Raw genomic sequence first — 21,738 nt, 5'->3', positions numbered from 1 at the left:
ATCGCTGACTGGCCGCTGCTGAACGCGCTCACGGCCGCGTCTTCGGGCGCCACCTGGGTCTCGATCCACCACGGTGGCGGCGTCGGGATCGGCCGTTCGATCCACACAGGCCAGGTCTCCGTGGCCGACGGCACCGAACTGGCCGCAGCGAAACTGACCGCGCTGCTGACCAACGACCCCGGCATGGGCGTGATCCGCCACGCCGACGCCGGCTACGAACGCGCCATCGACGTCGCCCACGAACGCGGCGTCCGCATCCCCATGAACGAGAAGTAGGCACCACCAATGACCATCACCTCCAATGAACAACTCACCGTCACCCTCGGCTCCAGCGGTGTGACCCCGGAAGACGTCGTCGCCGTCGCACGCCACGACGCCAAGGTGACCATCTCCCAGGAAGCCCTGGACAACGTCGCCAAGGTGCGCGCCCACATCGATGACCTCGCCACCAGCGATGTCCCCGCCTACGGTATTTCGACGGGCTTCGGTGCGCTGGCCAACCGCCACATCCCCAACGATCTCCGCACCCAGTTGCAGAAGTCGCTGATCCGCAGCCACGCTGCGGGCATGGGGCCGGCCGTTGAACGCGAAGTAGTCCGCGGCATCATGTTCCTCCGCGCCAAGACCCTGGCTTCCGGCCGCACCGGTGTCCGTCCCGTGGTCCTGCAGACGATGGTGGATGTCCTCAACGCAGGCATCACCCCGCTGGTCCGCGAGTTCGGTTCGCTCGGCTGCTCGGGCGACCTCGCCCCGTTGTCCCACTGCGCGCTGGTCCTCATGGGCGAAGGCGAGGCCACGGGGCCCGACGGCGAACTGTACGGCGTCCCAGGCAAGGCACCTGTTGCTGAGCTGCTCGCGCAGCACGGCATCGAGCCTGTGACCCTGGCCGAAAAGGAGGGCCTGGCCCTCGTCAACGGCACCGAAGGCATGCTCGGCATGCTGCTCATGGCCATCGCGGACCTGCGCATGCTTCTTGCGACGGCGGACGTCACCGCGGCGCTCAGCGTCGAGGCCCTCCTTGGCACGGATCAGGTGTTCCTGCCTGAGCTGCACGCAGCACTGCGTCCCCACCCGGGCCAGGCTGCCAGCGCCGACAACATGCTGCGCGTGCTGTCCAACTCGCCGATCGTTGCTTCCCACCGGATCAACGACACCAAGGTCCAGGACGCCTACTCGCTGCGTTGCGCACCCCAGGTTGCCGGAGCCGTTCGCGACACCGTTGACCACGCCGCATTGGTTGCTTCCCGCGAACTCGCCGCAGCCATCGACAACCCGGTGGTCCTGCCCGACGGCCGCGTGACCTCCAACGGCAACTTCCACGGAGCACCCGTCGCCTACGTCTTGGACTTCCTGGCCATCGCGGTCGCGGACCTCAGCTCCATCGCCGAGCGCCGCACGGACCGCATGCTGGATCCTGCCCGCTCGCACGGTCTGCCGGCGTTCCTGGCTGCTGATCCCGGCGTGGACTCGGGCCTCATGATCGCCCAGTACACCCAGGCCGGCCTGGTCTCGGACAACAAGCGCCTGGCCGTTCCGGCATCGGTGGACTCCATCCCGAGCTCCGCCATGCAGGAAGACCACGTCTCCATGGGATGGCACGCAGCCCGGAAGCTGCGCAAGGCTGTTGAGAACCTTCGCCGGGTGCTCGCCGTCGAGCTTGTCACCAGCGCCCGCGCCATCGACATGCGCACGCAAATGTCCGACGGCGAACTCACCCCGGGTCCTGCCGGCGCGGCGGTGCTTGAGGTGCTTCGTGAGGTGGTCCAGGGGCCGGGTACGGACCGGTTCCTGTCGCCCGAACTCGAAGCGGCTGACCGCTTGGTAGGCTCCGGTGCGGTCCGTGCGGCCGCCGAATCCGCCGTCGGGATTTTGGCCTGACGTCGAATAAATGCCTCATTTGAGGCGAAGATTTGTCACGCCCCGGTCTTTGTACGCAACGCAGGCACCGGGGCGTGGCAAATGTAGTAGAACTTATGGTGTACGTCACGTCCACGCCGAAGATGTCGTGGGCTTGACGGTCAATTGTCCACAACTCAATACACAACAGAGAACATCCACAAAGGGGTAGAAGTTCAATGAAGGCACGCGGAGCAGTCCTGTCCAGGCGAAACGCTCACTCGGCAACGGTTTCGGATTGGAAGACGCTGAAAATTGGCGAGCGGGTGGAAGTGGTCAAGTACGCCCACGTCATCGCCGCCGGTCTGGTCGAGGAAGTCTCCAGCAGCGGAAATGTGGTGTGGCTTGAACACTCCGGAACGGGCGTCACCGAAGAGGGCAAGGAACTGTTCATGAAGTCCTACGGCGTCACTCTCCGCCGCGCCTAAGTAAGGCTTAAACAGAAACCGGGGCCCGTTCCCCTTCCGCAGGTAGTAGTGGCGGAGGGGAACGGGCCCCGGTTTTTCGCTGCCGCTATCAGGCAGCGAGTGCTTCGTGGGTCTGACCGAAGGGAACGGATTCGTCCAGCGCCACGGTGTAGGTGCCGGGCTCATGCCGGGTCACCAAAATGCCGCAGTTGGCGTCTGCCGCTGCGTTCTTGATCATTGCATCCACGGCTTGCTCGAGTCCGTCGTGGATTTCGTCAGCCCGGGAAAAGGACAGACGGATTTCGCGTTCTGCAGTCATTGCAGGGGTCATGTGGGGGCCTCCTATTACTTGCCGCATGCGAGGGCGACCCATCAATAGTAATCGCAGCAAGCCTAAAATTTGTAAGATGACTGGCAGCTACGTGATGCGTGTCTCATCTGCGGACCATGGCCCGGAGGAGTTTCACTGCTACGGACAGTGCGGCTATGTCCATCGGTCCGGGCTTGATGGCCTCCTGGATGGTTTGCTGGATGCGGGCCAATTGTTCGATGTTTCCCCGCTCCCAATCCATGATGCGTTCCACCGGATCACTTGCCGCAGTCGAGAAGCGGGGGCTATGGCGGACCACGGCTTTGGTCATGTCAGCCAGAACCAGGTACATGTCATCGCGCAGGGCTGCCCGGGCCAATGACTCCCAATGCGTGTCCCTGGAAAGCATGGTGATGTGCTCCAGCAGCGGGATGGCCGAGATGCGTTCGAAGACCGCAAAGTAAACCTCTGCCACCGCCTCAACGGATTCCTGGAGTTCCTCGGCGATCGCGGAAATATCCAGCAGGCCGTAGCTCACCAGGAGTTCGGAAGCCCTGACGCCCAGATCGTGCGGCAATCCCACCGAATCCGTGTGGGCCAACCGTTTCATCGAGTGTTCCAGGTTGATCCCGTGCAGGAACCCGGTGAAGTTGGACCGCATCAGTGCCATGGGCCGCTCCAGCCGGGCAAAAGCATCCGCCACCGGTTTGTCGCGGAAATCATGGGTGACGTACCAGCGGACGGAGCGGTCCAGGAGCCTGCGCATGTCCAGGGCCACCGCAGCGCCGTGCTCGCTTGCTGTGCTGGCCGGCAACCCGGCGATGGCTTCCATGACGGAATCGAAGTCCCAGATCTGCCGCATCACTACGAACGCCCTCGCTACGGCTGTGGCAGACACCGTGGTCTCTTCCATGGCGCGGAAGGCGAAGGAAATGCCGCCCATGTTTATCATGTCGTTGGCCACCACTGTGGCCACGATCTCGCGGCGAAGCGGGTGGGAGGCCAGGTATTCGCCGAACCGTTCGGAAACACGCTTAGGGAAGTAGGCGTGCAGGGTTTCGGTGAACCAAGGATCGTCCGCCAGGCCGCCGTCGGTCAGTTCCCTGGCCAGTTCAATCTTGGCGTACGCAGCCAGCACGGCAAGTTCCGGTGTCGTCAGGCCCTTGCCAGTCAGGATCCTGGCCCGCAGTTCTTCGTTGCTTGGCAGGCTCTCCAACCCGCGGTCCAGGTCCGTTGTTGCCTCCAGCCAATCCATGGTCCGTTCGAAACTGGGACTCCACTCCACGGCCAACTGTTTGTCGTTGAGCAGGAGTGCATTTTGGTCATGGTTGGTTTTCAGGACCAGCCAGCCCACCTCGGCCTCGAGCGAGTGAAGGAAGCCGGTCCGTTCAGCTGCGGACATCCGTCCAGCGGAGATCATGCCGTCCAGGAAAATCTTGATGTTGACTTCATGGTCTGAGCAATCCACGCCCGCCGAGTTGTCGATCGCGTCCGTGTTCACCAGGATCCCGGCCAATGCTGCCTCAACCCTCCCGCGCTGCGTCACGCCCAGGTTCCCGCCCTCGGCGATGATATGTGCACGAAGATCCCGCGCATCGACCCGGATGGAGTCGTTCTGTTTGTCGCCAACCTCCGCGTTCGTCTCCGTAGACGCCTTGATGTAGGTGCCGATCCCGCCGTTGTACAACAGATCCACCGGTGCCTTGAGGACTGCCCGCAACATCTCGGGCGGGCTGGCCGCCGTCGTCGTTTCTTCCATGCCCAAGGCGAGCCGGATCTCTTTGCTGACCGGAATGGACTTCTCCGAGCGGGAGAACACCCCTCCGCCCGGGCTCAATTTGGCGGCGTCGTAGTCGGCCCAGGAGGAACGGGGAAGTTTGAAGAGACGTTCGCGTTCCTGGAACGAGGCCGCCGGATCCGGGGTGGGATCGAGGAAGACGTGGCGGTGGTCGAATGCGGCCACAAGTTTGATGTGGTTGGAGAGCAGCATGCCGTTGCCGAACACGTCCCCGCTCATGTCTCCGATGCCCACCGCGGTGAAGTCCTCGGTCCGCGAATCGATGGTGAGCTCACTGAAGTGGTGCCGCACCGATTCCCAGGCACCGCGGGCAGTGATGCCCATCTGCTTGTGGTCGTAACCCACCGAGCCGCCGGAGGCAAAGGCATCGCCCAGCCAAAAGCCGTACTCGGCTGCCACCTCGTTGGCGAGATCGGAAAACGCGGCGGTTCCCTTGTCCGCGGCCACCACCAGGTAGTAGTCGTCGCCGTCATGACGCACCACGCGTGGTGGGGCGACGACGCTGCCGTTGGGTCCGCCGTCGGGATCCGCGACGAGATTGTCCGTGATGTCCAGCAGGCCGCGGATGAAAGTCCGGTAGCTTTCCTGCCCCTCCGCGAGCCACGCCGCCCGGTCCACGGCGGGGTCAGGGAGCAGCTTGGGAAAGAACCCGCCCTTGGCACCAGTAGGCACGATCACCGCGTTCTTGACCGTTTGTGCTTTGACCAGCCCCAGAATCTCCGTGCGGAAATCCTCCCGCCTGTCCGACCAGCGCAGCCCGCCGCGCGCGATCGGTCCGAAGCGCAGGTGCACGCCCTCGACCCGCGGCGAATAGACCCAGATCTCGAACTTCGGCCGGGGCGCTGGAGCGGCCGGGATGCTTGATGGATTGAGCTTGACGCTGATGTACGGCCTGTCCAGGTAGAAGTTGGTGCGAAGGGTGGCCTCCACCAGGCTCGCCAGTTGGCGGAGCAGCCGGTCGGCATCCAGGACCGGCACGGCGTCGATGGCTTCGTGGAGTTTGGTCCGCGCCACGTGGATCGCCTGCGTCCGGTGGCTCAACCCGCTGGTGCCTTCCTCGAAGACGTCGGCCTCACCGGTATGCGCGCCAGGACCGGGTTCAAACAGATCCGGTGCGAAGAGATCGGGATTGAACTTGGCCTCGAACAGCTCGAGGAGCGCATGAGTGGCCGTGACATTGGCGCGGAGGGTGTCAGCAATGAAACCGTACGAGTTGGTGCTGCCCAGTTGCCGCAGGTATTTTGCGTAGGCCCGGAGGATCGCCACCCGGCGCCAGCCGATGCCTTCCCGGATCACCAAAGCGTCGAACGCGTCCGATTCCGAATCGCCCCGCATCGCCGCGCAGAAGGAATCCGCCAGCAGGCCGGCCGTGCCCAGGGGGTCAGCGCCCCGCGGGTATTGCAGTCCGAGGTCGTAGAGGAAGAACTGCCGGCCGTCAGCCCGTTGGACATCGAAGGGGCGCTGGTCCAGGACCTTCAAGCCAAGGTTGTGGAAGAGCGGCAGGATCTGCGTGAGGCTTTGGGGCCGGGTCAGGTACAGGCGCACCCGCGCGTCTTCGGTGAGGATCGCGGTGCCCGCACGTTTGTAGACAAAGAGGATGGGGTCCGGGTCTTCAAGCTGATCGCCAAACCCTTCGAACCTGGCGATGTCCTCTACCGCATCCTCTACTTCATAATCGGCCTTGTAGTTCGCCATGAATGCCGCTGACCACTGAGCAGAGAGCCGCATGGCCTCTTCGCGCGGATACCTCGCCAAGAGCGCCTCCTCCAGTCCTTGTGCCCAGGACCTGGTGGCGGCAACGATTCGCTGCTCCAGAGCCGCTGGATCAACAAGCGCTGGATGGACGACGGCGGCACTCGCCCCGGGTGGCTCCGCTCCGGTAACTTCGCTTCCGCTTTGAGGCAGCAGGATCCGGAAGAACACCAGCGCCATGGCCGATTCGCCCAGCCGCAGCTCGAACTCGATCTCGTCCGAGCCGAAGGCCTCCCTCAATTCCCGTTCGATGTTGAGCCGGACGGCCGTGCTGTACCGGTGCCGGGGCAGGAAAACCAGCGCCGTCATGAACCGGCCGTAGGAGTCCGGGCGAAGGAAGAGCCGGGTGCTGTGGCGTTCCTGCAGCCGCAGGATCTCCTGGGCATGCGACGCCAACTGTCCGGCATCCATGTGGAACAGCTCATCCCTGGGATAGGCGTCCATCACGGCGACGAGTTCCTTGCCGTGATGGGACTCCGGCGGAAAACCGAAAGACCTCAGGACTTCCCGGACCGTGTCCCGGATAACGGGGATCTGCAGCGCGGAATACGCAGACGAGCTGGGTGCAAACAGCCCCACGAACGTGTGCTCCAGACGTTTGCCCGTCCGCACGGTCATTTCGTCGAGGTACGCATGGCGGAGCACGGTGGAGCGACGCGTGGATTTGGTGAGTGTGAGGATTGGCGTCCCGGAACGGGGCGCGTCCACGGCCGGACCATTGCTCAGGATGCCAAGGTCCGTCCCACCCGGCCCGTGGTAGCCCAGGAACACGAAGTTCCCGTCGTTTAGCCAACTCAGCAAGTCCTGTGCCTCACGCCCGCCGGGGCCCTGGCCGGGGCCCGTCTGGCCGTCCAGTTCCCGGGTTACATCGCGCAGCCGATCCTTCATGGCCTCGGTGTCTTCGGCGGCGGCCCGAACGTCCTCCAACACGGCCTGCAATCTGGCAACGAGGTTTTGGGCATCCGCCTCTTCCGCCAATCGCGGGATGTCCAGTGCCAACCACGCTTCGGTGAGGTTGCCGTCGTCGTGCGTTTCCGGTGAGGATCCGACGGCGGTGGGGAGCCCCGTGCGGTGCGGTCCCCTGTGGATTCCCGTTAGGCGGTGGGTAGCGGGGTCGCGTTCGACGCGGAACGTGGGATGGACCAGCAAGCGGATGGATGAGGTGTTCCTGGCGATCTCGGCCGTCACTGAGGGCAGAACAAAGGGGAGGTCGTCAGTGACGATCGCTACCAGGCTCGAGTCGTTCTCGTGGAGAATGCCAACCAGGGGCTGCCCGGGCTCGCGGCGTTCGGCCAAGGTTCGGTGGTAGCGGGCCCGTTCGAGCAGGGTCCCGGGGGTGTAGTTCCGGATGTCGTCGTCGGCCACATGCTCGTAGTAGTCGGTCAGGAAATCATCGGCCGGCTCGATCCCGGGTGACATGCCACTGCGCCTCCGCTGCCTCCGGCTGACAGGGAAGCGGCCGTTCTGCTGCGGCCCCGCGACGTCCCTGCGCCTCCCTCTATAATGGCCGCGAGTTGGCACTTAATGGCAATGTTTGAGCCAATCATTGTCATCAAATGCCAACTCGGCGGGGGCGGGACGTGACTTTGACGTGGTGGCGGGATTCGAACCCGCGTACGCTGCTTTGCAGGCAGCTCCCTGGCCTCTCGGGCACACCACGTGCAAACGACACTAGGCGCCCGGCTGCGGCAGGTTCAAAGTAGGTTTCCCGAGCTTTCGCCGCGCTACGTGGTGTTGCCCCGGGTTGCGGTCAGTGACGCGTGCCGGGCCAGCTTTGAGACGCCGGCCGACGCCGCGAGAGTCATGATGGCCGCCGCCATGTGCGTGTAGAGCATGAGGTGAACGGAGCCTCCAGCGGGGAGGGCTCCGGCGGGGACACTGCCCAGGACCTGTGCCCCGTGCAAATGGTCGAACCACCCGCTGCCAGGGAAGTAGCCACCGAAAGCCACAAATCCGAGGTGCAACAGCTGTTGCGCCACACCGGATGCCAGCAGCAGGAGGAGCGGTCCGTGAACCCAGTGCGCCAGGAGTTGCGCGCCCAGGCAACACAGCGCGGCCAGGCCAAGAAGAACAGGTAGGGCGGGAGCGCTGCCGCCAGCGGCCATGTGGGCCGCCAGCCCCAAGCCAACAGCGATCAGCCCGGATACCCAGGCCCTCTTGTCCTGCACAGGAACTGCACGCATCGCCATCCTTCCCTCCACACAGGCTAAGCGGAGGACGACGCCAAAAACAGGGCTACGCGAGCAACGTGTTCACCAAGCGGGCGGCAACTTTGGCGGTGCGGGAATCAATGTCGAATTCCGGGTTCAGCTCGGCCACGTCCAGGTGCAGCAGCTTCGCGCTCGCAGCCACCTGGCGGCACACGGCGCTGATCACGGTCAATGGCACGCCATAGGCAGCGGGCGCGCTGACGCCCGGCGCTTCCGACGCCGGCAGCACGTCAAGGTCGATTGTCAGATATAGGACATCCACGCCGGCAAGGAAGTCCGCAACGAAAACCTCCACGGCTTCCGCAGAGCACTCCTCGTCCAGCAGGTACTTCACGCCCAGGCGGTCCGCGGTGTTGAACAGCGTGCGCGTGTTGTTCGGCTCGGAAATTCCAACGACGGCGTACTGCAGTTCGCGCCCGGCGGCAGCTTCCGCGTGGGCCATCTGGAGGAACGGCGTGCCCGAGCTCGGAATCGGCTCGTCCCTCAGGTCAAAGTGGGCATCCAGGTTCAGTACGCCCAGCCGCTTGCCGCTCCGCACGGCTTCGGATTCGGCCACGCCCAGGTAGCTGGCAAACGCGGTCTCGTGGCCCCCGCCCAGCACCACGGTGAGGTTGCCGGCGTCGAGCAATTCCGAAATGGCGCGGCCAGCACGCTCTTGGCCCGCCTCCAGTGAGTCGTCCTCCACAACCACATCACCGGCGTCGAACACGTCACGGTCAAGATGGAACGCCAGCGGACCAAGCACTGAACGGATGGCGGCCGGGGCCGCTGCGGCACCCACGCGTCCCTTGTTGCGGAGGACGCCGGCGTCACTGCAGAACCCAAGCACGACGGCGGGACGCGAGGCTGCGTCGGCAGCGGCCGGGTTGTGGGGGGCTACAGCCTGCCACCACCGGCGATGTTCCGCGCCGTCGCCGTCGAAACGGCCCGTCCACGGAGTGGGGCTGACATCTACGGTGATGTGGCTGGTTTGCATGGTTTAAGCACACCCGAACCCGCCAGCCAAAACCAGCCAGCCGGGCAGGGGAGTGTCTGAAATGCCGGATTACGCTCCGCGAGGTGGCATTTGATGACAATCCCGGAGCGGCGGACTGTCATCAAATGCCACCTCGAACAGGCTTACTTGACGCCCAGCAACTCCTCCACGGTTCCAATGCCGAAGAACAGCAGGAACGCCGCGGCCACAGCCCACATCAACGGGTGGACTTCACGGGCGCGGCCCTGGAAGGTGCGGATGAGGACGAAGGAAATGAAGCCGGCACCCAAGCCATTGGCGATGGAGTAGGTGAACGGCATGAGGGCGATGGTCAGGAACGCGGGAATTCCGACGCCCCAGTCCTGCCAATCGATCTTGCCCACCTGGGACACCATCATGAAGCCCACAACCACGAGGGCGGGAGCGACTGCTTCGAAGGGCACCAGGTTGATCAACGGCGTGAAGAACATGGCGATGAGGAAGAGAACGCCGGTGACGATCGACGCGAGACCGGTCCGTGCACCTTCGCCGATGCCCGCACCGGACTCCACGAAGATCTGGTTGGAGGAAACCGATGCTCCACCGCCCACAATCGCGCCGAGGGCGTCCACCTGGAGCACGCGGTCCACGTTGGGAATGTTGCCGTCTTTGTCCACTGTGCCGGCCTCGTTGGCCAGGCCCACCATGGTGCCCATGGCATCGAAGAAGATGCTGAGCAGGATCACGAATGCCAGCAGCGCAGCTGCGATGAACCCGAGGTGTTGGAAGGCGCCGAACGGGTTTGCCTTGCCGATCAGGGAAAGGTCCGGGGCGCCCCATTCGGAAAGGGTGGGAGCCACGAGGGACCAGCCGCGGGGATTGACCTTCTCACCATCGAAGCTGGGCCCGATGTGGAGCGTGAACTCGAGGATGGCGGCCAATGCGGTAGAAACCACGATGCCGATCAGGATCGCGCCGCGGACCTTGCGGACCACCAGCGCTATGGTCAGGATCAGTCCGACGGCGAACACCAACGTGGGCCAGCCCATGAGTTTGCCGTCAACGCCGAGACCCAATGGAACGGTGGTGCCTGCGGCGTCCGGGATGCGGCGGACGAAGCCTGCGTTGACCAGGCCGATCAGGGCGATGAACAGGCCGATGCCCACCACGATTGCCGTCTTGAGGGCTTCCGGCACGGCCTTGAACACGGCGGTGCGGAAGCCCGTGAGGACCAGGATCAGCATGGTGACGCCGGAGAGGACCACCAGGCCCATCATGTCCGGCCAGGTCAGCTGGGGATGGGAGGCAACGGTGACGGCTACGAAAGCGTTCACACCCAGCCCGGTGGCCACAGCGAAGGGGTGCTTGGCCCACGCGCCCATCAGGATGGTCAGGATGCCGGCAACGAAAGCAGTGGTGGCCGCCACCGCGGTGAAGCCCAGGGACGCGCCACTGGAATCAGCGCCCGAGAGGATCAGCGGGTTCAGCACCACGATGTAGCTCATGGCGAAGAATGTCGCGAAACCGCCGCGGATTTCCCTTGAGTACGTGGATCCACGTTCGGAAATCTTGAAGTAGCGGTCCACTGCAGAACCTTGTTTAAGCATGAAGGTCTCCGGGTTTGGGGGGAGTGTGCTATCAAATCCTATGCCGTGGAATGTGGGGGCTTCGGACCATTCCCCTAGTCTGTAAGGAAGCCAACACTAGGAGAAACCGCCCCATGCGTACCATCCGCCCGCTTCTGGCCGCCGTTGTTGCCGCCCTTGCCTTCGCCTCTGCCCTGCTGTTTTCCGCGGCACCGGCGTCCGCGCACGACGTCGCGGAATCCACGGCGCCGGCGAACGGTGCCACAGTGGCTGAAGTTCCGGCGTCGGTCTCCATCACGTTCAACAACCGGCCCTTGGCCATCGGTTCGGGCGTCACCGTAACCGCCGGCGGCGAAAACTGGGCTGACGGGCCCGTGGAAATCATCGACAGCCAGGCGGTGCAGAAGCTTCGCGCGGGCGCCCCGGCGGGGGAGTACACCGTTGTTTGGCGCGTCGTCAGCTCTGATTCGCACCCCATCGAGGGCACTTTCAAGTTCACGGCGACCGCAGGAAGTACGACGGCGGCCAGTGGCTCCGCAGCGGCCTCACCTTCCGGATCGGCGACATCGGCCACGGTCCCGTCAGTGGGTTCGGCACCTCCCGGAACCGGCAGCAGCGCGCCTGCGGCGGACGCGTCCCAGCCCTTCCCGTGGAGCATCGTGTTGATCGCAGCAGTGGCAGTTGGGCTCGTGATCTTCCTCGCTGTGACAGCGCGGAAGAAACTCGCTGCCTCCGACGACACTGATGGTCCCGCATCCGCGGAATGACGGGGTTTTCTACATAGCTGCGAATATCTCGGTTCGGTTACTGCGACACGCCAAAGCAACAGTTCCCGTTACTTAAATGTGACTTCGCGGCGATCATCGCGTACGGTGGTACCTGTGCCTGTTCCACGTAGCAGGCACTTCCGGCCTGATTGCCTAGCTCTGCCGCAGTCCGGAATCCGTTCGCAGACAAACCTACGGCAGAGACGGGGAACCCATTTTGGGCCGCTTACGAGCGCGCCTTGGGGTGAAGTCACGAAGCTTCCGCTCAGCGGGAGATAGTGGCCGGGTGACTCCCATCCGAATCCGACAGCTAACCTCGCAGGCATCGGGAGAGGCTCTTTCATGTCTTCACGCATTCTTCGCGGCCGTCGTAAGGCGGACAGCGTACGTCCTAATCCGTTCATCTCCATCTCCAAGGCAGTTGCCAGCAACGCTTCCGGTGCCGGCCGCCAAGCAGCCGTTATCGCAGCAGCTTCCGGACTCGTTCTGACCGGCTCCGTTGCTGCCCACGCAGCCGAGGCTCCGGTCCAGCGCGACTCCAGCCCCGCAACGGTCGCCGAGACCGCATCCGAGGCTCCCACCAAGGTTGTTACCGCCCTTTCGACGGCGACCATCAACTTCGAGCGTCCCGCAGTTGCCTCTGTTGCAGCTCCGGTCATCGAAAAGCCGGCTCCTGTCGTCGAGGCACCCGCAGCCAAGACCGCTACGGTCGCTGCTGCCGCGGCTCCTGTCGCCGCGCAGGCTGCAGTTGCTGCTCCGGCCGCTGTTGCTCCCGCTGCCGCCCCGGTAGCTGCGGCTCCTGCTGCCGGTGGCGTCAACGCTGCCATGGTTGCCTCGGCTTACGCCCAGATCGGCATCATGCAGGACTGCACCGCCATGGTTGAGCGGGCCCTCGGTTCCGCCGGTATCCCTGTTGGCGACCTGGCACCCATGCAGTTCATGAACTACGGCAAGGTTGTCAGCGACCCCCAGCCGGGCGACATGATCGTCCAGTCCGGTCACGTTGCCATCTACATCGGCAACGGCCAGGCCATCAGCGGTGGCATCAACGGTAACCAGACGGGCATCCACCCGATCAGCTGGTTGACCGCAACGGGTCCCCTCACTTACGTACGCGCTGGCGCATAAGCCTCACGTTTCAACGCAAAGGCCGGTGTCTTCCGAAGATTGATTCTTCGAGGACACCGGCCTTTGGGCTTAAAAGATTTGGTTGCAGCCTCTGTGGTCCGCTAAGCGATGGCAATTCCAGGGCTGCCGGGCAGTTCAACCTTTGAAGAGATCGCCTGGCCGACTGCCTTGGCCTGCCGGAGTACCTCTTTGGGGCTGGGTGTGATGAGTTCCCCCACGCCCACCAGGTGCATCCCCACAGCCCGCATGGCGGCCACGAGGTTCTGTCCCACGGCAATTCCGAGCTCGGCCAGCATCCGCCGCAGTTGGCTTTGGGCGCAGCGCGTCACCACAACATGGTCTGCCAGGAGGATTCCGTTGGCCGTGTGGACGGCCCATTGGCGAGGTGCTGATTCAAGGGGGCCTGAGGCGCGGAGCCCGTTCCGGGTCATGCTCGCGGCGAGCCCGTAGCCAATGTGTTGGGATGCGTCGGCGCCCAGGAAATCGAGGCGTACTGCCCGCGTGGTGTTGCGGACATCCAGATGGTGGCTGGCCGCGTAATTGCGCAGGTGGCGGAGGATCTCGTTGCGTTCCTGGATGGAGGCGGGATCGGCTACCTCGCAGCGTTGCAACATACCTGTGTGGACGGCGGGACCGGAGGCCGACAAGGCGCCAAAGCCATCCACCACGATTGAGCCCACGCCGTAGCGGCTAAGTTCGCTGGCAACTGCCAAGCCGGACAGGCCGGCACCTATGACCACGGTGGTAGTGCGTTCCGTGCCGGAATCAGGCGCGTGTGACACTGCTTGGTTCCTCCTTGACGTGTGTGCCTTCCGGCATCGCGTGGGATCGCGTCCGAGTTCCCCAAGCGGCCGCAAACAAATGGCCGGATTGTGTTGTTGGACACGTTGGCCGGCCATTCGGTGACTCGAACATTACCTAACTTTTTCGCGCGTGGATAGCCCACCGCGGCGGCGTGTTTAGCGTGTTCGTTGGGAGCCTGGAATCGGCCTCCCGAAACCGAGCCCCGACCGTTATACACATAGCGTCAACCCACCTTGATTCGACCCTTCCGACCGAGAATAGTGGGCTTTGGAGGGAGAAATTTCATATTTCACCAGCCCCGGCCATTGACAATGGAGCCATCCGGGAATCCGATTCGGAGAACCTCTGGCAGAATGGCCGGAACATCAAGCAGTAGGTGGAGAGGCGGGCCCCAAATGGACCAGCACGGCAGACACAGTGAAGAGCCACAGGACGGCGAAGGCCTGACGGTAGCACCGGGCGGCATCGTCGTTGGAGTGGACGGTTCAGAACACGGGCAGTGTGCCTTGGTGTGGGCCGCGCGGGAGGCAGAACGCAGGCAGCTTCCACTGCACATCGTCACTGCCTACTCGGTGCCCATCTTTGCCGCCTCCGGGCTGGACGGCGGGTACGCCACCGTGGACGACTCGGTCATACGCGAAGGTGCGGAAGCCATTGTCCGGCAGGCAATGGACAAGGTAGCCAAGTACTCCATCGACGTCGATGCTTCCGTCGAAAACGGCGACGCCGCCGGCGTACTGCTGGATCTCTCAGCGGAAGCCGCACTCCTGGTTTTCGGCAGCCGCGGGCGCGGTGGTTTCGTTGGTCGCTTGCTGGGATCTGTCAGCAGCGCTTTGCCCGCCCACGCCAAGTGCCCCACCGTTACGGTCCCGCTCTACTGCGCCGACCGCCTGGGAGAGAACACCCAGGACAAACACATCAAAGCGGAGCACGCCAAAGCCGGTCCCCGGATCGTGGAAAACGTCATCGCAGTGGGCGTGGACGGCTCCGAGCAGGCGCGTGTAGCTGTTCTCGAAGCCGCCGAGCAGGCCCAGCGCATGGGAGCCAAGCTTCGCGTCATTTGTGCCGTTCCCCAGTACAGCGGCTCGTTGGCCTGGGTTCCCGCCCCCTTGGACCGGGACGCCCTGTTTGCAGATATCAAGGTCCAGCTTGAAGCCGGTGTCGCGTGGTTGAGGAGCCATTTCCCGCAGCTGCCCATCGAGACGGACCTCCGGGATGGCTCGCCTGTCGATGTCCTGGTGGAAGCAAGCCGCAGCGTGGAGTTGGTGGTTCTGGGTACACGCGGACGCGGTGGATTCGCGGGCATGCTGCTGGGCTCCACATCCGATGGCGTCCTTCACCACGCCAAGGGACCGGTGCTGGTAGTTCCGGACCGTGAGGATCCCCGACTGGCTGACCGAGACAAGTTTGGCCCGATGCTCGGCGCGGCTTAGGAAACGGGCCGTCGGTGTTCACGCTGGACCTCAGGGAGATTCGTGGACCCATGCTTCCCGACGTGGGCGGCAAAGCAGCGAACCTGGGTGAATTGGCAAGCGCGGGACTGCCCGTGCCACGGGGTTTTTGCCTGACCACGGAGGCCTATCGGCGGGCTCTGTCCGCCAGTGGTCTCGACGACATCTGTGCGGCCCTGAAATCGACCGACGCAGCGGACCTGGCCGGGTTGGGTCTGCTCGCGGCGCAGGCCCGTTCCTTGGTGCTGGACGCGGGGCTGCCGGCTGACATCTCTGCCGCGGTGCGGTCGGCCTACCAAGGATTGGGAATCGATGTCCCCGTGGCTGTCAGGTCTTCGGCCACCGCCGAAGACCTGCCCTTCGCCAGTTTCGCAGGCCAACAAGACACTTACCTGAACGTAGTGGGCGTCGAATCAGTGCTGGACGCAGTGAGCCGCTGCTGGGCTTCCCTCTGGACCGACCGTGCGGTGACGTACCGGGCCACCAACGGCATCGATCACGCATCTGCGGCCCTGGCTGTAGTGGTGCAGGAGATGGTGGATTCTTTCGCGGCGGGTGTAATGTTCACGGCCAATCCAGTGACGGGCAAAAGGTCCGAGGCAGTGATCGATGCCAGCCCGGGGTTGGGGGAAGCAGTGGTGTCCGGGGCAGTGAACCCCGATCAGTACGTTGTGGACCTGAACAACAGTGCCATTCTGAAACGCACCTTGGGCGACCGGCAGGTGGAAATCCGTTCCGTCCCGGGAGGCGGGACTGAGCGGCGGGAACGGAGCAGCCAGGTGCAGCTCAGCGACGCCGGCATCCAGCCCTGTCTCAGCGACCGGCAGATCAGGGAGTTGGCTGCGCTGGGACGCCTGGTGGAGAAGCACTACGGAGCACCACAGGATACGGAGTGGGCGCTCGATGCCGACGGAAAACTTTGGTTGACCCAGGCGCGGCCAATCACCACCTTGTACCCCATAACAACCCGCACCCCTCCTGTGCCCGGCGTCCATGCCTTCCTGAACTTCAGCCTCGCGCAGGGGCTGACACGGCCATTGACACCCATGGGCTTGGCTGGAATCCGCCTCATAGCGTCGTGCGTAGCCGGAACTGCGGGCTTCGCCGTTCCGGATCCCCGTTCCGGGCCGCCGCCTTACTACGAAGCAGGTCAGCGCATTTTCTTCGATCTGACCTCGGTTTTGCGGAGCCGGATCGGGCGAAAGATTGTGCCCAGGGTCTTTGATGTCATGGAAGCACGGTCCGCCAAATTGATGCGGGGCTTATTCGATGACCCACGCTTTTCGGTAACCATTAGGACTCCGCTGAAACTCATCCGCCACGTCGCCCCTGTGGCGGCCAAGTATCGTGTTCCGGAGTCGCTCCTCCGGGGACTGGTCCGTCCGGATGCTGCCATGGAGAGGGCGGAGCGACTCAACTCGGACCTTCGGAAGGCCCTGGAGGTGCCCGCCCAAGCCACGGCCCATCAGCGGATCGCGCACGTCCAGCGGATTCTCGGACGGGAACTCTTTGCCTCAGTGCCCCAGCTGTTGCCGCTTCCCTTGCTCGGGTTCGCGATGCTGGCATTGGTGGGCCGGATACTGGGCGGGCAGGCATCCTACGATGAACTTCAGACCGTGATCCGTGGCCTGCCGAACAACGTCACCACTGAGATGGACCTGGCGCTATGGCAGCTCGCCTCGAAGATCCGGGAAGATCCCGACGCCGTTGCCTCCATCGAGGGTCAAGCGGCCGAAGCTTTGGCTGCTCAATACCGGGATGCCGAATTGCCTGCCGTGGCCCAGGGCGGCCTGGACGCGTTCCTGCACGTGTACGGGCACCGTGCCGTGGCGGAGATCGATCTTGGCATGCCGCGTTGGGGCGATGATCCAACCCACATCCTCGGGGTCCTTGCCAACTATCTGAGGCTTCAGCCCGGAGCCGGAGCCCCCGACGAACAATTCCGAAAAGCAGCTGCGGATGCCGACCAGCAGGTGGCAAAGTTCGTCGCGCGGGCCAGGGCCATAAGCCCGCTCCACGCGCTGGTGGTGCGCGTAGCCTTGGACCGCACGCGCAGGTTTGCCGGTTTACGGGAGTCGCCCAAATACAACCTGGTCCTGGGGCTGGCCGCAGCGCGTGAGCAGTTGCTGCTGGTCGGAAACGAGCTGGCAGCATCACAGCGGATCGAGCAGCCCGAGGACATCTTTTTCCTGGACTTGGACGGAGTGGAAAACGCGTTGGCAGGCGAGGATCTGCGTAGCGCAGTCGCTGATCACAAGGCTGCCTACGAACAGGAACTCCGCCGGAGGCACATTCCCCGAATGCTCCTGTCCGACGGCACGGAACCCGAGGCCACAGCTGTGGCCCACGCGGAACAGCGCCCGGGCACTTTGTCCGGCAGCCCGGCGTCGTCAGGCCTTGTTACCGCGCCTGCGCGGGTCATTATGGATCCTGTCGGAGCCCACTTGGAACCCGGTGAGATTCTCGTGGCGCCGTCCACGGATCCGGGCTGGACGCCCCTGTTCCTTACGGCCGGAGGCCTGGTCATGGAGATGGGCGGACCCAACTCGCATGGCGCCGTAGTGGCCCGTGAATATGGAATCCCGGCGGTGGTGGGCGTGGCGGATGCAACCACGAAACTACGCAGCGGCCAGTCCATTACAGTGGACGGCGCGGCGGGCACGGTCACTGCGGAAGGCGAAACCTCTTAGGCGTGCTGGTGGGATTCGTGCTCGGAGTGGCTGACGGGCTCCAACTGGAAGGTGCAGTGCTCGGTGTCGAAATGCCGGCCAAGGCAAGACCCCAGCTGGTCCAGGATGCTGTCCGCCCCTGAGGCATTCAGGACTTCGTCTTCCACCACCACATGGGCTGAGAACACCGGCACGCCTGAGGTGATGGTCCAGATGTGGATGTCATGGGCTTCCACCACGCCGTCAACGGCCATGATGTGTTCGCGGATCATGTTCACATCCACGCCCTTGGGAGTTGCCTCAAGGAGCACGTCCACTACGTCCCGGAGCAGATGCCATGCGCGCGGAATGATCATCAGTGCAATGAGGACCGAAGCAATGGGGTCGGCCGCGGAAAAGCCGGTGGTCATGATCACGACGGCGGCAACAATGACTGCGATGGAGCCCAGAAGGTCGCCCAGGACCTCAAGGTAGGCGCCGCGGACGTTGAGGCTCTCCTTTTGTGCTCCTTGCAGGATCAGCAGGGAAACCAGGTTGGCCACCGCGCCCAGGATGGCGGCCCACAACATCACGTCAGTGTGGATCTCGGGGGTTTCGCCAAATCGCCGGATAGCCTCGATCATGATCACCACGGCGATCACGATGAGGATCAGCGCGTTGGCCAGGGCAGCGAGCACCTCCGCGCGCTGGTATCCGTAGGTCCGCTGGTCGCTGGCCGGTCGGGTAGCGATCCACGCCGCCATCAGCGCAATGAAGACGCCTGCGGCGTCGGAGAGCATATGCCCGGCATCCGCCAGCAGTGCCAAGGAGCCGGAGACGACGGCGCCAATCACCTGGATGCCCACCACGGCCAAGGTGATGCACAGGACGGCAATCAGGCGTTTCCGGTGCTTGCCGGTTGCAGTGACGCCGTGCGAGTGGTTGTGATCATGCCCCATGCTTATAAGGCTAGCCCCAGCCGAGCTCATGCAGGCGGTCGTCGTCTATCCCGAAGTGGTGCGCGATCTCGTGAACCACGGTGATAGCCACCTCGTCAATGACCTCCTGGCGGCTGGCGCAGATATTCAGGATGGGCTGGCGGAAGATGGTGATCCGGTCAGGAAGCGAACCCGCATCCCACCACGAGTCGCGCTCCGTCAACGGCACGCCCTCGTACAGCCCCAGCAGCACGGTGTCCGGGTCCTCGCCCGGCTGCGGCGTGTAATCGTCTTCAATGAAGATGGCCACATTGTCCATGGCGCTTGCTGCTTTCGCGGGAATCAGCTGCAAGGCGTCGCTGACGGCTTCCTCGAAATCCTCGGGCGACATCTCGAAGGGCGCGCGGTGCGCAGCGCTTCGGTCCGGCAACGGCGAAAACGGGCGCTCGCCGTCGGGAATTATGGGAAGTCCGGGAGGAAGATTCGCGGGCATGACTCGACTTTAGTCTGCTGCGGCAGTATTGGGGCCCTATGGGTGATGAGGGATACTGAACACAGTCCCTTTCGCATAGACACAGGAACCGCATGACTTCCACCGCTTCCCCCATGTCTGAACCCCTCGACGTCGTCGTGGTGGGTGAGGCGCTGATAGATATCGTGCAGTCGCCCGACGGGCAGGCCGAGTACCCGGGCGGATCACCCACCAACGTCGCTTATGGCTTGGGTCGGTTGGATGTGAAAGCCGGCCTGCTGACCGCGATCGGCCGGGACCAGCGCGGGGATGCCATCGCCGCCCACCTGCAAAGCGCCGGAGTGGTGCTGCTGCCCGGATCCCAGTCGATGGGAAAAACCGCGACGGCGACAGCCCGGATAGCTGCCGACGGCTCGGCAGCCTACACCTTCGACATCGAATGGGCGCTGGCTCCGCTTGCCCTGCCGTATGCGCCGAGGATCCTGCACACGGGGTCCATCGCGACCTTCCTGGAACCCGGTGCAGGGGCGGTCCGGAGTCTCTTGGAGCAAGCGCAGGGTGGCTGCATGGTCACGTACGACCCCAACATCCGGACTGATCTCCTGGGCAGCCACCACGAGGCACTGACCACGTTTGAAGAAATTGTTCCGCTGACTGATGTTGTCAGGATGAGTGCCTCCGACGCCCATTGGCTCTATCCGGGCAAGGCATTGGAAGACATCGCGAGCCATCTTCTGACGCTGGGAACCACCTTGGCAGTCATGACCGAGGGCGCGAAGGGCTCGTTGATGGCCACGCGCCACATACAGATCCGGGTCCGCGCTGTGCCATCAACCGTGGCCGACACCATTGGTGCCGGTGATTCCTACATGTCAGCACTGATCATGGGGCTGTTGCTCCGTGGCAGCGACGGGCTGGCGCCCACGGTGCTTGAACGCATTGGCAACATCGCGTCGATGGCGGCGGCCATCACCGTGGGGCGGCGGGGAGCCAACCCTCCCACGCACCGGGAACTCCTGGCGGAGATGGCCCGCTAGCTATTGCCGGCTGGAGCGGCGGCGCGTCACTTCGAGCGGCGGCGCGTCAGCCCGACGCCTACCAGGCAGACCACGCCACCGATCAGCCCCCAGATGGTGGGTACTTCCTGGAGGACAGCCCACGAAATCAGGATTGTCGTGCCCGGGACCAGATACGTGGTGGCTGCCAACTTTCCGGCAGAGATCAGCGACAACGCGTAGGCCCACGTGGTGAAGGCGATTGCGGTGGGGAACACGCCCAAGTACACCAGGCCGAGCGTGGCCGGGAGCGGTGCCGCCTGAACTTCGCTTACCAGCTGGCCGGCCCATGGCAGGCAGCACAGGGCACCAATCATGATGCCGAACCATGTTGCCTGGCCTGCGGAGAACTTCCGGAGCACGGGCTTCTGCAGGATGGCGCTCACGGAGGCGAGCACAGCGGCAAGGAGACACAACAGCACACCGGCGACATCCGCCGTCGAGCGCTGTCCCGAGCCGAGGGCGATCATCGCGACACCGCAGAACGCCACCGCGCTGCCGATCAACAACCAGCGGGGGAAGCCCTCCTTGAGGAAGATGCCGGCGAGAATGGCGATGAGGATGGGCGAGACGTTGATCAGCATGGCGCTGGTGCCGGCGTCGAGCATGTGTTCGGCGGCGTTCAGGGCTACGTTGTAGCCGCCGAACCACATCACCCCGTAGGCCACGATCGGCAGCCACTCCCGGCCGCGCGGCCAGACTTTCAGGGTCGGCAGGACGACGATGCCAAGCACGACGGCGGCAACCGCCAACCGTCCCAAGGTCAAGGAGCCGGGGGAGAAGCTCGGGCCGACCGCCCGGATGCCGACGAAAGCCGAAGCCCAGAGCACGACCGTGACGACGACCGCAGCGATGCCGGCTTTGCTGATGCCTGCTCCTGGCGCGGGGGTGGTGCGCGGATTCAAGCCCGGGGTTGGCTGGCCGGGTTCGGCCGGGGAGGTGGTTGTCATGAGCCAAATCTATCCGGGCATGCCCGTGGCGGGCTGGCGGTTTTCGGACGCGTCAGGGCAAGATCCTGCCAAAGTTTGGGCAGCCCTTCCGGGGCCTGAGTGAGGGGTCTACGTGCCTCCGCGATCCTCGATTTGGGAATATCGGCATCTATGCTCTAAAGTTTTAGAGTCCAGTTCGGACGAGCGAGACACGGAAAGAACGCATAAAGCGTCCCTTTTCTTTGCAAAATCCGAATTGAGTTCAGGCCCCCATCGTCTAGCGGCCTAGGACACCGCCCTTTCACGGCGGCGGCACGGGTTCGAATCCCGTTGGGGGTACGCAAGGAAGTGGTAAATCGGATGAAAAAAGTCTGGTAAGCTAGAAGCCTTGAAAAAAACGCAGTAGAGATACTGCAAACGCAAGGCCCTGTAGCGCAGTTGGTTAGCGCGCCGCCCTGTCACGGCGGAGGTCGCGGGTTCAAGTCCCGTCAGGGTCGCTCTGAGCGCCGAAGTAATTTGGTTCTCAAGGTGACATGTCACCTAGGCTCTGTAGCTCAGTTGGTAGAGCGTTCGACTGAAAATCGAAAGGTCACCGGATCGACGCCGGTCGGAGCCACCACTGGGAAGCATCA

General features: G+C 63.9%; 16 protein-coding genes, 4 tRNA genes, 1 pseudogene and 1 riboswitch. Of the genes and pseudogenes, 11 read left to right on the top strand and 10 right to left on the bottom strand.

What is annotated here, in order from left to right:
- From ACFUOZ_RS13225 to ACFUOZ_RS13215, 3 genes and pseudogenes are all read left to right on the top strand, one after another.
- Window positions 1-276: pseudogene (locus tag ACFUOZ_RS13225) on the top strand (urocanate hydratase); the annotation flags it as partial.
- 9 nt (window positions 277-285) lie between these two features.
- Window positions 286-1,878, top strand: a complete 1,593-nt coding sequence (gene hutH, locus ACFUOZ_RS13220) for a histidine ammonia-lyase (RefSeq protein ID WP_377548776.1) — start codon at window positions 286-288, stop codon at window positions 1,876-1,878.
- Between the two features lie 197 nt (window positions 1,879-2,075).
- Window positions 2,076-2,324, top strand: a complete 249-nt coding sequence (locus tag ACFUOZ_RS13215) for a hypothetical protein (RefSeq protein WP_377548774.1) — start codon at window positions 2,076-2,078, stop codon at window positions 2,322-2,324.
- An 88-nt stretch (window positions 2,325-2,412) separates the two neighbouring features.
- Here the strand turns inward: ACFUOZ_RS13215 and ACFUOZ_RS13210 are convergent, their stop codons facing one another.
- The 6 genes from ACFUOZ_RS13210 to ACFUOZ_RS13185 all read right to left on the bottom strand — a co-directional run bounded on the left by ACFUOZ_RS13210 (window position 2,413) and on the right by ACFUOZ_RS13185 (window position 10,935).
- Entirely contained in the window at window positions 2,413-2,634 is a 222-nt protein-coding gene (locus ACFUOZ_RS13210; RefSeq protein WP_377548772.1) for a hypothetical protein, read from the bottom strand.
- A gap of 103 nt (window positions 2,635-2,737) precedes the next feature.
- On the bottom strand, window positions 2,738-7,582 hold the full coding sequence (locus ACFUOZ_RS13205) for an NAD-glutamate dehydrogenase (RefSeq protein WP_377548770.1): 4,845 nt from the start codon (window positions 7,580-7,582) through the stop codon (window positions 2,738-2,740).
- A 170-nt stretch (window positions 7,583-7,752) separates the two neighbouring features.
- Window positions 7,753-7,823, bottom strand: a tRNA-Cys gene (locus tag ACFUOZ_RS13200).
- A 64-nt stretch (window positions 7,824-7,887) separates the two neighbouring features.
- Window positions 7,888-8,346 (bottom strand): hypothetical protein, encoded by a 459-nt coding sequence (locus tag ACFUOZ_RS13195; protein WP_377548767.1) that lies wholly within the window; start codon window positions 8,344-8,346, stop codon window positions 7,888-7,890.
- 52 nt (window positions 8,347-8,398) lie between these two features.
- Window positions 8,399-9,349 (bottom strand): formimidoylglutamase, encoded by a 951-nt coding sequence (gene hutG / locus ACFUOZ_RS13190; protein WP_377548766.1) that lies wholly within the window; start codon window positions 9,347-9,349, stop codon window positions 8,399-8,401.
- 143 nt (window positions 9,350-9,492) lie between these two features.
- Window positions 9,493-10,935, bottom strand: coding sequence for an NCS2 family permease (locus tag ACFUOZ_RS13185; RefSeq protein WP_377548764.1), 1,443 nt, complete (start codon window positions 10,933-10,935; stop codon window positions 9,493-9,495).
- 113 nt (window positions 10,936-11,048) lie between these two features.
- Between ACFUOZ_RS13185 and ACFUOZ_RS13180 the strand changes: the two genes are divergently transcribed.
- Together ACFUOZ_RS13180 and ACFUOZ_RS13175 are read left to right on the top strand one after the other, a co-directional pair.
- Window positions 11,049-11,681: a copper resistance protein CopC gene (locus tag ACFUOZ_RS13180; protein ID WP_377548761.1), complete on the top strand. Its 633-nt coding sequence runs from the start codon at window positions 11,049-11,051 to the stop codon at window positions 11,679-11,681.
- A 150-nt stretch (window positions 11,682-11,831) separates the two neighbouring features.
- Window positions 11,832-12,020, top strand: a riboswitch (cyclic di-AMP (ydaO/yuaA leader).
- Window positions 12,021-12,023: 3 nt separating this feature from the next.
- A complete protein-coding gene (locus ACFUOZ_RS13175) occupies window positions 12,024-12,809 on the top strand; it encodes an NlpC/P60 family protein (protein ID WP_377548758.1) in 786 nt (261 codons plus the stop codon).
- Window positions 12,810-12,910: 101 nt separating this feature from the next.
- On the opposite strand, the gene ACFUOZ_RS13170 is transcribed toward ACFUOZ_RS13175, so the two are convergent.
- Entirely contained in the window at window positions 12,911-13,591 is a 681-nt protein-coding gene (locus ACFUOZ_RS13170) for an FAD-binding protein (RefSeq protein ID WP_377548755.1), read from the bottom strand.
- A gap of 417 nt (window positions 13,592-14,008) precedes the next feature.
- On the opposite strand from ACFUOZ_RS13170, the gene ACFUOZ_RS13165 reads away from it, so the two are divergent.
- Both ACFUOZ_RS13165 and ACFUOZ_RS13160 read left to right on the top strand, forming a co-directional pair.
- Entirely contained in the window at window positions 14,009-15,046 is a 1,038-nt protein-coding gene (locus ACFUOZ_RS13165; protein ID WP_377548752.1) for a universal stress protein, read from the top strand.
- 50 nt (window positions 15,047-15,096) lie between these two features.
- On the top strand, window positions 15,097-17,754 hold the full coding sequence (locus tag ACFUOZ_RS13160) for a PEP/pyruvate-binding domain-containing protein (RefSeq protein ID WP_377548794.1): 2,658 nt from the start codon (window positions 15,097-15,099) through the stop codon (window positions 17,752-17,754).
- Here ACFUOZ_RS13160 and ACFUOZ_RS13155 read toward each other — a convergent pair.
- Complete coding sequence (locus ACFUOZ_RS13155; RefSeq protein ID WP_377548749.1) at window positions 17,751-18,671, bottom strand: cation diffusion facilitator family transporter; 921 nt, start codon at window positions 18,669-18,671, stop codon at window positions 17,751-17,753. The genes ACFUOZ_RS13160 and ACFUOZ_RS13155 overlap by 4 nt on opposite strands.
- 10 nt (window positions 18,672-18,681) lie before the next feature.
- Window positions 18,682-19,143 (bottom strand): metallopeptidase family protein, encoded by a 462-nt coding sequence (locus tag ACFUOZ_RS13150; protein WP_377548747.1) that lies wholly within the window; start codon window positions 19,141-19,143, stop codon window positions 18,682-18,684.
- Between the two features lie 92 nt (window positions 19,144-19,235).
- On the opposite strand from ACFUOZ_RS13150, the gene ACFUOZ_RS13145 reads away from it, so the two are divergent.
- Window positions 19,236-20,159, top strand: a complete 924-nt coding sequence (locus tag ACFUOZ_RS13145) for a PfkB family carbohydrate kinase (protein ID WP_377548744.1) — start codon at window positions 19,236-19,238, stop codon at window positions 20,157-20,159.
- A gap of 26 nt (window positions 20,160-20,185) precedes the next feature.
- On the opposite strand, the gene ACFUOZ_RS13140 is transcribed toward ACFUOZ_RS13145, so the two are convergent.
- A complete protein-coding gene (locus ACFUOZ_RS13140; RefSeq protein ID WP_377548741.1) occupies window positions 20,186-21,127 on the bottom strand; it encodes a DMT family transporter in 942 nt (313 codons plus the stop codon).
- Between the two features lie 245 nt (window positions 21,128-21,372).
- On the opposite strand from ACFUOZ_RS13140, the gene ACFUOZ_RS13135 reads away from it, so the two are divergent.
- From ACFUOZ_RS13135 to ACFUOZ_RS13125, 3 genes are all read left to right on the top strand, one after another.
- A tRNA-Glu gene (locus ACFUOZ_RS13135) sits at window positions 21,373-21,445 on the top strand.
- A gap of 84 nt (window positions 21,446-21,529) precedes the next feature.
- Window positions 21,530-21,603 (top strand) — tRNA-Asp (locus tag ACFUOZ_RS13130).
- A 46-nt stretch (window positions 21,604-21,649) separates the two neighbouring features.
- Window positions 21,650-21,725: transfer RNA gene (locus ACFUOZ_RS13125), tRNA-Phe, on the top strand.
- Window positions 21,726-21,738 lie beyond the last annotated feature (13 nt).

Origin of the sequence: Paenarthrobacter sp. NPDC057355 (assembly GCF_042667405.1) — a bacterium.
Lineage (GTDB): Bacteria > Actinomycetota > Actinomycetes > Actinomycetales > Micrococcaceae > Arthrobacter.
Note: the sequence above shows the minus strand (reverse complement) of the source record. Positions and strands in the feature narration are given on the sequence as shown.

Coding starts and splice junctions, on each gene's coding strand:
- hutH (WP_377548776.1), top strand. CDS start 286: ATGACCATCACCTCCAATGAACAACTCACCGTCACCCTCGGCTCCAGC.
- ACFUOZ_RS13215 (WP_377548774.1), top strand. CDS start 2,076: ATGAAGGCACGCGGAGCAGTCCTGTCCAGGCGAAACGCTCACTCGGCA.
- ACFUOZ_RS13210 (WP_377548772.1), bottom strand. CDS start 2,634: ATGACCCCTGCAATGACTGCAGAACGCGAAATCCGTCTGTCCTTTTCC.
- ACFUOZ_RS13205 (WP_377548770.1), bottom strand. CDS start 7,582: ATGTCACCCGGGATCGAGCCGGCCGATGATTTCCTGACCGACTACTAC.
- ACFUOZ_RS13195 (WP_377548767.1), bottom strand. CDS start 8,346: ATGCGTGCAGTTCCTGTGCAGGACAAGAGGGCCTGGGTATCCGGGCTG.
- hutG (WP_377548766.1), bottom strand. CDS start 9,349: ATGCAAACCAGCCACATCACCGTAGATGTCAGCCCCACTCCGTGGACG.
- ACFUOZ_RS13185 (WP_377548764.1), bottom strand. CDS start 10,935: ATGCTTAAACAAGGTTCTGCAGTGGACCGCTACTTCAAGATTTCCGAA.
- ACFUOZ_RS13180 (WP_377548761.1), top strand. CDS start 11,049: ATGCGTACCATCCGCCCGCTTCTGGCCGCCGTTGTTGCCGCCCTTGCC.
- ACFUOZ_RS13175 (WP_377548758.1), top strand. CDS start 12,024: ATGTCTTCACGCATTCTTCGCGGCCGTCGTAAGGCGGACAGCGTACGT.
- ACFUOZ_RS13165 (WP_377548752.1), top strand. CDS start 14,009: ATGGACCAGCACGGCAGACACAGTGAAGAGCCACAGGACGGCGAAGGC.
- ACFUOZ_RS13160 (WP_377548794.1), top strand. CDS start 15,097: ATGCTTCCCGACGTGGGCGGCAAAGCAGCGAACCTGGGTGAATTGGCA.
- ACFUOZ_RS13155 (WP_377548749.1), bottom strand. CDS start 18,671: ATGGGGCATGATCACAACCACTCGCACGGCGTCACTGCAACCGGCAAG.
- ACFUOZ_RS13150 (WP_377548747.1), bottom strand. CDS start 19,143: ATGCCCGCGAATCTTCCTCCCGGACTTCCCATAATTCCCGACGGCGAG.
- ACFUOZ_RS13145 (WP_377548744.1), top strand. CDS start 19,236: ATGACTTCCACCGCTTCCCCCATGTCTGAACCCCTCGACGTCGTCGTG.
- ACFUOZ_RS13140 (WP_377548741.1), bottom strand. CDS start 21,127: ATGACAACCACCTCCCCGGCCGAACCCGGCCAGCCAACCCCGGGCTTG.